Below are 10,453 nucleotides of genomic sequence, written 5' to 3'. Positions count from 1 at the left end.
ATAGCTCAATGAGACGATGCGAAGCCGGTAATAAGCTGCCGCAGTCCGACAGCCGCCCCAGCAAAGATTGCGGCGAACGTGATGGGCGCGCTGAATGCCAACACGGAAAACGCAGAGATGCCCTGACCGATAGTGCAACCGATAGCCAAAACTGCACCGAAACCCATGCACATGGCACCAAGGATTTGGCGTTTTAACTCACGCGGATCATCGCAGGCTTCCCATCTGAAGTGGCCCTTGAGTAAGCTTCCGCAAAAGGCTCCTGCTAGCACTCCAAATACAGAACCCACCCCGAAAGAGAGGCCGCCGCCACTTGCCGTCATTAGGTAAATTAGCGTCTCACCGAGCGGGGCGGTATAGGTATGACTGATAACCGGAGACGCACTAAAACCGGTACTTGCAACCCACTGAGTACCCGCCCAGCCACTGATGATGGCAAGTCCCACCGCGCAAGCCCAAGCAATAGATTTAGGGTCGCCTAGCAAGCTACGAGAGCTCAACGCGCCCAAGCCTATCCCAACGGTGAGAATGAGACCAACCAAGGCGACAGGTGCGCCTATGATTGATGAAATCAAGCCGGCATAGCCGAAGCTTTCAGTGGGCATAGTCGTACTCGTAGTGAAGGCAACGCGAACTGTTGCGAACGGCCCTGACAGCATGACGTAAGCCGAGATTCCCATCACCAGCACGATCACAAATGATCGCAAATCGCCCCCGCCGAACCGCGCCAAAGCTCCGAAACCACAATTCCCCGCGAGCGACATTCCGTAGCCGAAGAGTAGTCCGCCAATCACGCTGGCAGCCGGAGACCACGGGGCCACGTGATAAATTGTCTGGGACAGGTCTAGATAGCCTATGGATACCAAGATAAAGCTGCCGATGCCCGCAACCGCGATGGCCAGAATCCACATGCGAAGTCTGATCGAGCTGCCTTGGTACAAAAAATCCTCAATTGCCCCTAATGTGCAAAACCGTCCCAATCGTGCGGCAAGGCCGAGCACTGCGCCGCCGGCAAACCCAACGAGGGTGAGAAGCCAAGCATCTGAGATATTGTCTAGCACCACGTTACTCCGCTTGCCCGCCAGCGCTGGGCTTACGGCGGGGTCTTATCTACCTTGGCAAAATAGGTCGTAGACCACATCAAGTATCTGAACGGCACGACGATCTGTCAAACTGTAATAGATGGCTTTGCCTTCACGCCTGGGGGTCACCAGACCTTCAGTGCGCAACCGCGAAAGCTGTTGGGATACAGCTGCTTGGCGGGCAGACAGCAATTCTTCCAACTCGGTGACGGATTTTTCCCCCGTCGCAAGATGGCACAGGATCATCAACCTGCCTTCATGGCTAATCGCTTTGAGGAAGTTTGACGCGTTGCAGGCGCTTTCCATCATTCTCTCAATGTCTTCGTCGGACATGTTCTTGGTGATGACGGGCAGATTCATGGAACTATCGCTATCCAGCACAATGCGTTCCCTTTATATGCGGGAAACTGCATGTGGCAATGCACACGACGTAAGTATTCGGCGCGTGCGTTATATACGTCACCGAGAACGGTCAATTGGACACCTGCGTTGCATCAGGGTGTGCATCAAGCATTTTGCCAAGCAGGAACCAGAAAAACTCGTCGCCTGCGTAGCCTTCCAGCCGCGCCAGTTCTTTGCCATCTTCAACCAGAACAAATGTAGGCGTGAAGACGGGCTTGGAGGTAAACTCAATGTCATCTGGAAGATCTCGAAGATTGACGCGGCGCAGTGGAGCGTGTTTGCCTTCATCGGTTTTCGGGTAAATTTCTGATATTTCCTTGTCCCATTGGGCGCACCAATGGCATCCATCTTGCTCGACCATCACAAGATGAGCGGCTTGGGCGGAGTATGCGAATACTCCGGAAAGGAGTAGACCGATAAGGCAGGATCGAACAGCCGTCATTGCGGTTCCAGTTGACCAGTTGCTAAAACATATAATAACTTGAATGTGTAATGCATGCAACTGTTGGGACTTCCGGCGATGTTCGACGTCACTATTCTTGGGGCTTTAGCGGGTGGGTTAATCGTTTTTTTCTCGCCTTGTGTTCTGCCAATCGTTCCCTTCTACCTAAGCTACATGGCTGGGGCTTCGATGTCGGAAATCAGCGCCGAAGGGGAAATGGCACCCGGAGTACGTCGAAGGGCGTTTTTGGCATCGGTGATGTTCTCGTTGGGGATCATTACGGTATTTGTCTTGTTGGGAGCCGCGGCCTATGGGCTGAGCCAAACCTTCCGCAGCATGCAAACGGAGTTTCGCCTATTTGCCGCGACAGTCGTGTTCATCATGGGCCTTCATTTCCTTGGAGTTTTGCGCATTGGATTCTTAAATCGCGTTTTTCAGATGGACGCGGGCGACACGAAGAATATGTCGGTCTTAGGAGCATACCTCGTAGGTTTTGCGTTTGCGGCGGGCTGGACCCCGTGCGTTGGCGGAGTTTTAACTGCGGTTGTGTTCACAGCCAGCACCGAGTCTACAGCCTTTGAAGGGTTGATGTTACTGTTGGTCTTCGGCTTCGCAATGACAGCCCCCTTTATGATAGCCGCGCTCTTTATTGGGCCGTTCCTGAGGTTCGCCTCGCGCTTCCGGAAGCACTTGCCAAAAGTTGAGAAAGCGATGGGCATTTTGATGATCCTGTTCGCCGGATTGATTGCTACGGATAGCGTAAATCGCATTGCGGAATGGATGATAAACACCTTCCCTGTGTTTCAGGGTATTTAAGAAGGAGACGAGCCAATGAAACGTTTTTGGATGACTTTGATGGCAATCTTGTTCGCCCTACCCGCGCTAGCCGCCGAGTTGGGCGATGATGGCTTGCACAAAACAGAGTGGATGCGCGACACGTTCAAGGACTTGCGTGAAGACCTCGGTGAAGCCAATGACGAAGGCAAGCGGCTCGCCTTATTCATTGAGCAGCGCGGCTGCATCTATTGCACCAAGATGCACACTGAAATTTACCCGCGAGAAGAGGTGTCGAGCTACATAAGCGATAACTATTTCGTGGTGCAGTTAAATCTGCACGGAGACACGGAGATTACTGATTTTGATGGTGAGGTTCTTTCGGAAAAGGCGGCCGCGCGAAAATGGGGACTTCTATTCACACCATCGATTCTATTCATGCCCGAGGAAGTCAGCGAAGATCAAACTGCGCAATCTGCGGCGGTTGCCATGATGCCCGGGGCATTTGGGGCTGGTACAACTCTTGATATGTTTACTTGGGTCAACGAGAAGCGTTACGAGCTTGATTCCGAAGAAGATTTCCAACGTTATCATGCGCGTAGAATTCAAGAGAGGCAGGACGGGTCAACCGATTGAGCGGCAGTTAGGCAAGAGATATATTCACAAAGTAGAATTTACGCTTGCCGCTTCACGAACGCGTGTCCTATGGTATACGAAAAATTGAATGTGTTACGGGAGGACGCATGAGAGTTTCCATAATTACAACGATAGCAGCCGCTGTCTCTGCCACCGCTTTAGGCGCGGCCGAAATTGCGCCAACTGCCGTTAGCTTCGAAGACGGTACGGTCTCGCAATCACTTTCGGGTGTTGCGGGCGATCCAGCAAGCGGCAGCGAGATTGTCGGCAGCAAAAAACTGGGCAATTGCATAGCTTGCCATCAGGTTTCAGACTTGGCCGATGTTCCGTTCCAAGGGGAAATCGGCCCCTCGCTTGATGGAGCTGGTGAACGTTGGACCGAGGCCGAACTTCGCGGCATCGTTGCTAACGCCAAGATTATGTTCGAGGACACCATGATGCCGTCGTTCTACAAAACCGAGGGCTTCATCCGCCCTGGTAACGCATACACAGGCGAGGCTGCCGACGACACGTTCGGACCACTTCTTACTGCGCAGCAGATCGAAGACGTGGTGGCCTACCTTTCCACCCTCAAAGAATGATCGGTCCCTATCCAAGGGGATCAAGCTCAGGAGCTGAATCAATGAAACTGACAAGACGAAATGCCATGATCATGGGCGCGGGTGCCTTCGTTGCGGTTGGCTTACCGCTGCGCGCGTCCGCAACCTTGGCAGACGACGCCATTGCAGCCTTCACGGGCGGCGCTGAAATGGGCGATGCAGGGATCACCCTGACAGCGCCGGAAATTGCTGAGAACGGCAATACCGTTCCGGTTGAGGTGTCCGCACCTGGCGCATCTGAAATTCTCGTGCTGGCCACGGGCAACCCAATACCGGCCGTTGCGACATTCAAGTTCGGACCACTGGCTGCATCGCAGGATGCGTCTACGCGCATCCGGCTTGCCGGCACCCAAGAGGTTGTTGCGATCGCAAAAATGGCTGACGGGTCCTTCGCGAAAGCGTCGAGCACGGTCAAAGTCACAATCGGCGGCTGCGGCGGCTAAGGTATCTCAAGGAGAATTCTAAAATGGCAAAAGGTGTAAAACCCCGCGTCAAGGTGCCTAAGAAGGCAGCTGCAGGCGACACAATAACCATCAAAACGCTGATCAGCCACAAGATGGAATCTGGTCAGCGTAAAGATGACGACGGCAACCTGATCCCACGCTCGATCATCAATCGCTTTACATGCGACTTCAACGGCGAGAACGTCGTCGATGTGGTGCTTGAACCTGCGATTTCGACCAACCCATATCTGGAATTTGAAGCCAAGGTCCCTGAGGCTGGCGAGTTCAAGTTCACTTGGTATGACGACGACGGCTCTGTGTACGAAGAGAGCAAGAAAATTGCCATTGAATGAGCGTCGCAACATCACGGGAGGGATGATATGACCAATCTAAAAGGCGCACTTAGCGCCCTGATCGTAGCGGGATCCATGGCGTCTGGCGCCATGGCTGACCCAGTTGATGATACTTTGATCATCAACGAAGAGCTGACAATCGTTACACGTACCGCCGCACCTGCCCACGTGGCCGATGTACTTGACGAAGTGATGTCCGGCTGGCTGTTTCGCGGCACTGAAACCCGCGCGATGCAAGCTGATGATTTCGACAATCCCGGCATGATCTTTGTTGAGCAGGCCGAGGATGTCTGGAACACTGCTGACGGATCGGAAGGCAAGTCTTGCGCCGACTGTCACGGTGCATCTTCGGACATGTCCGACGTTCGCCCAACATTCCCAAAGTGGAATGACGCGGCCGAAAAAGTGTTTACGCTTGAGATGCAGATCAACGATTGCCGTGAAAACCGTATGGGTGCCGAAAAGTGGAAGTACACTGGTGGCGATATCGTCAACATGACTGCATTGTTGGCGTCCGTATCGCGCGGCAAACCTGTGAACGTGGCGATTGACGGCCCCGCCCAGTCAACTTGGGAAGATGGCAAAGAGCTGTACTATACTCGCACCGGTCAGCTTGAGCTGTCTTGTGCCAACTGCCACGAAGACAGCTATGGCAAGATGATCCGTGCGGATCACCTGAGCCAAGGTCAAATCAACGGTTTCCCAACTTACCGTTTGAAGAACACCAAGCTGAACTCGGCTCATGCGCGCTTCAAAGGCTGCGTTCGCGATACCCGTGCTGAAACCTACAGCCCTGGTAGCCCGGAGTTCGTGGCGCTTGAGCTGTATGTCGCGTCGCGCGGGAACGGCTTGTCGGTCGAAGGACCGTCTGTTCGTAACTAAAGGATTTTGATTGCCCCGCACCGAGTGATCGGTGTGGGGTTTTTTAAAACTCAAAACATTCAAGAAACAGCATATATCTTGACAAAGGGAACACCTTCAAATGATCTCACGGCGTGACTTTCTTCAAACAAGCATGGCGGCAAGTGCCATCCTCGGAGCGTCCAGCTATGGCAATTGGGGGCGTTTGGCGGCGCAGCAGTCGCTGACACAAGACCAGCTGCTGCAGTTTGATACGTTTGGCAACGTGTCGTTGATCCACGTCACAGACATTCATGCGCAGCTGAAGCCGCTTTATTTCCGCGAACCTTCAATCAACATTGGTGTAGGTGACAATCGCGGAAAGGTTCCACATGTCACGGGCTCTGATTTCCGGAAGCTATACGGGATCGAAGACGGCAGCCCGTCGCATTATGCGCTGAGTTCTGGTGATTTCACCGCGTTGGCGGAGGGCTATGGTCGCGTCGGCGGCTTGGACCGCGTTGCAACAGTTATCAATCAAATCCGTTCTGAGCGTCCTGACGCCCTGCTTCTGGATGGCGGCGACACATGGCACGGTTCCTACACCTGCTTCCACACCGAAGGCCAAGACATGGTCAACGTGATGAATGCGATGAAGCCCGACGCGATGACCTTCCACTGGGAATTCACGCTCGGCTCTGACCGCGTAAACGAGATTGTTCAAGGCTTGCCCTTCGCTGCCCTTGGGCAAAACATTTTTGACGCCGAGTGGGACGAACCCGCAGAATTGTTCCCGCCTTACAAATTCTTCGAACGCGGTGGGGTGAAAGTGGCTGTCATCGGGCAGGCGTTCCCTTACATGCCGATCGCCAACCCCGGATGGATGTTCCCCGAATATGCGTTCGGAATTCGTGACGAGAACATGCAAGAGATGGTTGACGAAGTCCGCGCCGCAGGTGCCGAGCTTGTTGTATGCCTGAGCCACAATGGCTTTGACGTGGACAAGAAGATGGCGGGTAAGGTGAAAGGCATCGACGTCATTTTGTCCGGCCACACCCATGACGCATTGCCAGAGCCGGTATTGGTGGGCGAGACGATCATCGTGGCGTCGGGCTCCAATGGCAAGTTCGTTTCGCGGGTTGATCTGGACGTCAGGGACGGCCGCATGATGGGCTTCCGCCACAAGCTGATCCCTATCTTTTCAGATGTCATTACGCCTGATGCCGAAGTTGCTGCGGTCATTGATGATCAGCGTGCGCCGTACGAGGAGAAGCTTTCGGAGGTGATCGGGCAAACCGGTTCCTTGTTGTACCGCCGTGGTAACTTCAACGGCACTTGGGATGACGTCATCTGTGATGCGCTCATTTCGGAGCGTGAAGCCGACATAGCGCTCAGCCCTGGCGTGCGTTGGGGGCCGTCTCTGCTGCCCGGGCAAGACATCACCCGCGAAGACATTTGGAACGTCACTTCAATGACGTACGGTGCGGCTTACCGCTCCGAGATGACGGGTGAATTCCTGCATGTCGTTTTGGAAGACGTGGCCGACAACCTATTCAATCCAGACCCCTACTATCAACAGGGCGGGGACATGGTGCGCACGGGTGGCCTTGGTTACCGCATCGACATCACCAAGCCGCAAGGTGAACGCATTACAGAAATGACGTTGCTGAAAACTGGCGAGAAGATTGATGCGTCGAAGACATATCAAGTCGCGGGGTGGGCCTCGGTGAACGAGGGCACCGAGGGCCCTCATATCTGGGATGTCGTGGAAGATCATATCCGCAAGCAAGGCACTGTGACGGTTGATCCGAACAACAGTGTGCAGGTTGTTGGCGCTTAAGCCCCCAATAGAAAGGCAAAGAGATGACGAACAAGACGACCGGTAAATCCCGCCGCGCCTTCCTTAAAGGCGCAGCCCTGACAGGGGTTGGCTTGGCGGCGGGCAAGGCTAGCGCCGCAACGCCTGACCCGCTGATCACCGAAGTTCAACCATGGGCGTCCGGCCTTGGTGACGGAGTGGACGCATCGCCGTATGGTTTACCTATTCAGTATGAGGGCGACGTCGTGCGCCGCAATGTGGAATGGCTCACCGCTGATACGATCAGCTCGATCAACTTCACGCCGATCCACGCGTTGGACGGCACGATCACGCCGCAAGGATGCGCGTTCGAGCGTCACCACTCTGGCGCGATTGACTTGAAGAAAGACGACTACCGCTTGATGATCAACGGGATGGTGGACCGCCCCTTGGTCTTCTCCTACGCCGATCTGGAGCGGTTCCCGCGTGAGAACCACGTGTACTTCTGCGAATGCGCAGCGAACACCGGAATGGAATGGGCAGGCGCGCAACTAAACGGCGCACAGTTCACCCACGGCATGATCCACAACATGGAATACACTGGTGTGCCTCTGCGCACGTTGCTGGAAGAAGCCGGCTACGACACCGCAGGCAAGTGGGTCTATGTTGAAGGCGCGGATGCGTCGTCAAATGGCCGCTCGATCCCGATGGAAAAAGCGCTCGACGATGTATTGATTGCCTTTAAAGCCAATGGTGAAGCGCTGCGCAAAGAGCATGGCTACCCCGTGCGGCTGGTCGTCCCCGGTTGGGAAGGCAATATGTGGGTCAAATGGATCCGCCGCATCGAAGTGACTGACGCGCCGGTTGAGAGCCGCGAAGAGACGTCAAAATATACTGATGTTCTTGAGAATGGCATCGCGCGCAAATGGACGTGGGAAATGGATGCGAAGTCCGTTGTGACCTCGCCTAGTCCGCAAGCGCCGATCACCCACGGCAAAGGCCCGCTGGTTATCACAGGTCTGGCCTGGTCCGGTCGTGGCGCGATCAAACGCGTTGATGTGTCGAAAGACGGTGGCAAGACTTGGGAAACCGCGCGCCTTGCCAAACCGGGTGAGAAAATGGCGCTGACACGCTTCTATCTCGACACGAATTGGGATGGCGACGAGATGATGCTCCAGTCGCGCGCCATGGATGACACGGGCTATGTGCAGCCTACGAAAACGCAGCTGCGCGAGGTGCGCGGGTTGAATTCAATTTACCACAACAACTGTATCCAGACCTGGCTGGTGCGCGCGAACGGGGAGGCGGAAAATGTCGAAGTTTCTTAAGGTAGCAACGGCGCTTGCCCTGATTTCAACTCCGGCTGTCGCCGACACATTCGGTCTTGGCCGTACGGCTTTGCCTGAAGAAATTGCGGCATGGGACAAAGATGTTCGCCCTGATGGCACCGGCTTGCCCGACGGCTCCGGCGACGTGCTGACCGGCGAGGAGGTGTTCGCTGATCAATGTGCGGTTTGCCACGGTGACTTTGCGGAAGGCGTCGACAACTGGCCAAAGCTGGCAGGCGGCGCTGGCACATTGGCGGATGAAGATCCGTTGAAAACTGTGGGCAGCTATTGGCCGTATTTGTCAACGGCATGGGACTACGTGAACCGGTCTATGCCATTCGGCAACGCCCAAACTTTGGACGCAGATGAGGTCTACGCGATCGTTGCCTACATTCTCTATTCCAACGATTTGGTTGACGAGGATTTCGTGCTGTCTAACGAGACGTTTGCTGATGTCGAATTGCCAAACCACGATGGGTTCATCTTGGATAACCGCCTTGAGACAGAGCATTCCAAATGGGTTGGCGAGCCTTGCATGGAGAACTGCAAGGAAGACGTCAAAGTCACCATGCGCGCCATGGTTCTGGATGTAACCCCTGATGAGGGGAAAGACGAACCGGCACCCGCAATGGTCGAAGACGCGCCTGTCGTGGAAGAAACCAAAGTAGAGGAAGCGCCTGTCGAAGAAGTGGTGGCTCTTGACCCAGAATTAGTTGCGGCAGGTGCCAAGGTTTTCAAAAAATGCAAGGCTTGCCACCAAGTCGGCGACGGGGCCAAAAACAAAACTGGTCCGGTGTTGAACGGTATTATTGGCCAAGCTGCGGGCGCAGTTGAAGGGTTTAAGTATTCCAAGGCGCTGAAGGCAAAAGCCGAAGGTGGTCTGGTTTGGACCGACGAAACCTTGGCCGAGTTCCTTAGAAAGCCGAAAGCCTTCATGAAGGGCACAAAAATGAGCTTCGCAGGTCTGAAGAAAGAAAAGGACCTTGCGGCGATTACGGCCTATCTGACCAGCTTGGGTAACTAAGCATGGGCGTCGCATTGTTTGCAAAAATGACCCTAGCCGCGAGCATCGCGGCTGGGACGTCTTTTGCCAATGAAATCGGCGACGCAGAAGCGGGTGAAAAAGTGTTTTCCCAATGCAAAGGGTGCCACCAACTCGGGGCCGGCGCGAAAGACCGTATAGGGCCGCACTTGAATGGCATCTTCGGGCGCCGCGCCGCTGCGCATGAGGGTTTCAGATACTCAAAGTCGATGCAGCGCGCTGGCAACGATGGGCTGACGTGGACCGCCAAGACACTCGACGCCTATATCGAGAACCCACGTGCGCTGGTGTCCAAAACTCGGATGAGTTTTCGCGGCATGAAAGACGCGACTGACCGCGCCAACCTGTTAGCCTATTTGCGGAACTTTTCGGATAACCCGTCCAACCTGCCAGAGGCCGAGCCAACTGCGACGGCAACGGATCATGACCTTGATCCAGCGATCCTTGCTTTGAAGGGTGATCCAGAATACGGCGAATATCTTTCGAACGAATGCCTGACTTGCCATCAATCTGACGGTAGTGCCGTGGGCATTCCATCAATCACGCAATGGCCTGAAGAAGACTTCGTGGTCGCTATGCACGCCTACAAACGGAAAATCCGGCCGCATCCGGTTATGCAGATGATGGCGGGGCGTTTGAATGATGACGAGATCGCAGCTTTGGCTGCGTATTTTAAGGACCTCGAATAACGAGGCTATTTTTCTGGGAGGAATG

At 54.7% G+C, this 10,453-nt stretch carries 13 protein-coding genes; 10 read left to right on the top strand and 3 right to left on the bottom strand.

Features of this window, described 5'->3' with window-relative positions:
• Nucleotides 1-5: 5 nt before the first annotated feature.
• The 3 genes from BCF46_RS17130 to BCF46_RS17120 all read right to left on the bottom strand — a co-directional run bounded on the left by BCF46_RS17130 (nt 6) and on the right by BCF46_RS17120 (nt 1,926).
• A complete protein-coding gene (locus BCF46_RS17130) occupies nt 6-1,061 on the bottom strand; it encodes a YeeE/YedE family protein (protein WP_121027658.1) in 1,056 nt (351 codons plus the stop codon).
• Between the two features lie 45 nt (nt 1,062-1,106).
• Nucleotides 1,107-1,442, bottom strand: a complete 336-nt coding sequence (locus BCF46_RS17125; protein ID WP_121027246.1) for an ArsR/SmtB family transcription factor — start codon at nt 1,440-1,442, stop codon at nt 1,107-1,109.
• 112 nt (nt 1,443-1,554) lie between these two features.
• A complete protein-coding gene (locus BCF46_RS17120; protein ID WP_170157966.1) occupies nt 1,555-1,926 on the bottom strand; it encodes a thioredoxin domain-containing protein in 372 nt (123 codons plus the stop codon).
• Between the two features lie 78 nt (nt 1,927-2,004).
• Here BCF46_RS17120 and BCF46_RS17115 point away from each other — a divergent pair, with 78 nt between their 5' ends.
• The 10 genes from BCF46_RS17115 to BCF46_RS17070 all read left to right on the top strand — a co-directional run bounded on the left by BCF46_RS17115 (nt 2,005) and on the right by BCF46_RS17070 (nt 10,428).
• Nucleotides 2,005-2,742, top strand: coding sequence for a cytochrome c biogenesis CcdA family protein (locus BCF46_RS17115; RefSeq protein ID WP_121027652.1), 738 nt, complete (start codon nt 2,005-2,007; stop codon nt 2,740-2,742).
• A gap of 15 nt (nt 2,743-2,757) precedes the next feature.
• Complete coding sequence (locus BCF46_RS17110) at nt 2,758-3,336, top strand: thioredoxin family protein (protein ID WP_121027243.1); 579 nt, start codon at nt 2,758-2,760, stop codon at nt 3,334-3,336.
• Between the two features lie 107 nt (nt 3,337-3,443).
• Entirely contained in the window at nt 3,444-3,917 is a 474-nt protein-coding gene (gene soxX / locus BCF46_RS17105) for a sulfur oxidation c-type cytochrome SoxX (protein WP_121027240.1), read from the top strand.
• A 41-nt stretch (nt 3,918-3,958) separates the two neighbouring features.
• The gene (gene soxY, locus BCF46_RS17100) at nt 3,959-4,378 is read left to right on the top strand and encodes a thiosulfate oxidation carrier protein SoxY (protein ID WP_121027237.1); all 420 of its coding nucleotides are present in this window, start codon (nt 3,959-3,961) and stop codon (nt 4,376-4,378) included.
• A 23-nt stretch (nt 4,379-4,401) separates the two neighbouring features.
• The gene (soxZ, locus tag BCF46_RS17095) at nt 4,402-4,731 is read left to right on the top strand and encodes a thiosulfate oxidation carrier complex protein SoxZ (protein WP_121027234.1); all 330 of its coding nucleotides are present in this window, start codon (nt 4,402-4,404) and stop codon (nt 4,729-4,731) included.
• Nucleotides 4,732-4,758: 27 nt separating this feature from the next.
• Nucleotides 4,759-5,613: a sulfur oxidation c-type cytochrome SoxA gene (gene soxA, locus BCF46_RS17090; RefSeq protein ID WP_121027231.1), complete on the top strand. Its 855-nt coding sequence runs from the start codon at nt 4,759-4,761 to the stop codon at nt 5,611-5,613.
• 100 nt (nt 5,614-5,713) lie between these two features.
• Complete coding sequence (gene soxB, locus BCF46_RS17085) at nt 5,714-7,411, top strand: thiosulfohydrolase SoxB (RefSeq protein ID WP_121027228.1); 1,698 nt, start codon at nt 5,714-5,716, stop codon at nt 7,409-7,411.
• A gap of 23 nt (nt 7,412-7,434) precedes the next feature.
• Nucleotides 7,435-8,697 carry a sulfite dehydrogenase gene (gene soxC, locus BCF46_RS17080; protein WP_121027225.1) on the top strand — a complete coding sequence of 421 codons (1,263 nt, stop codon included), beginning with the start codon at nt 7,435-7,437 and terminating at the stop codon, nt 8,695-8,697.
• A complete protein-coding gene (locus BCF46_RS17075) occupies nt 8,681-9,721 on the top strand; it encodes a c-type cytochrome (protein WP_121027222.1) in 1,041 nt (346 codons plus the stop codon). The genes soxC and BCF46_RS17075 overlap by 17 nt, the downstream gene beginning before the upstream one ends.
• 26 nt (nt 9,722-9,747) lie before the next feature.
• Nucleotides 9,748-10,428 carry a c-type cytochrome gene (locus BCF46_RS17070; RefSeq protein ID WP_245990215.1) on the top strand — a complete coding sequence of 227 codons (681 nt, stop codon included), beginning with the start codon at nt 9,748-9,750 and terminating at the stop codon, nt 10,426-10,428.
• Nucleotides 10,429-10,453: the final 25 nt, after the last annotated feature.

Origin of the sequence: Litoreibacter meonggei (assembly GCF_003663885.1) — a bacterium.
Lineage (GTDB): Bacteria > Pseudomonadota > Alphaproteobacteria > Rhodobacterales > Rhodobacteraceae > Litoreibacter > Litoreibacter meonggei.
This window is presented reverse-complemented; position numbering and strand designations above follow the sequence as displayed.

Bases quoted from the DNA above. Each gene is read 5' to 3' on its own strand.
- soxB (WP_121027228.1), top strand. From the start codon at position 5,714: ATGATCTCACGGCGTGACTTTCTTCAAACAAGCATGGCGGCAAGTGCC.
- BCF46_RS17110 (WP_121027243.1), top strand. From the start codon at position 2,758: ATGAAACGTTTTTGGATGACTTTGATGGCAATCTTGTTCGCCCTACCC.
- soxX (WP_121027240.1), top strand. From the start codon at position 3,444: ATGAGAGTTTCCATAATTACAACGATAGCAGCCGCTGTCTCTGCCACC.
- BCF46_RS17070 (WP_245990215.1), top strand. From the start codon at position 9,748: ATGACCCTAGCCGCGAGCATCGCGGCTGGGACGTCTTTTGCCAATGAA.
- soxA (WP_121027231.1), top strand. From the start codon at position 4,759: ATGACCAATCTAAAAGGCGCACTTAGCGCCCTGATCGTAGCGGGATCC.
- BCF46_RS17120 (WP_170157966.1), bottom strand. From the start codon at position 1,926: ATGACGGCTGTTCGATCCTGCCTTATCGGTCTACTCCTTTCCGGAGTA.
- soxY (WP_121027237.1), top strand. From the start codon at position 3,959: ATGAAACTGACAAGACGAAATGCCATGATCATGGGCGCGGGTGCCTTC.
- BCF46_RS17125 (WP_121027246.1), bottom strand. From the start codon at position 1,442: ATGAATCTGCCCGTCATCACCAAGAACATGTCCGACGAAGACATTGAG.
- soxC (WP_121027225.1), top strand. From the start codon at position 7,435: ATGACGAACAAGACGACCGGTAAATCCCGCCGCGCCTTCCTTAAAGGC.
- BCF46_RS17075 (WP_121027222.1), top strand. From the start codon at position 8,681: ATGTCGAAGTTTCTTAAGGTAGCAACGGCGCTTGCCCTGATTTCAACT.
- BCF46_RS17115 (WP_121027652.1), top strand. From the start codon at position 2,005: ATGTTCGACGTCACTATTCTTGGGGCTTTAGCGGGTGGGTTAATCGTT.
- soxZ (WP_121027234.1), top strand. From the start codon at position 4,402: ATGGCAAAAGGTGTAAAACCCCGCGTCAAGGTGCCTAAGAAGGCAGCT.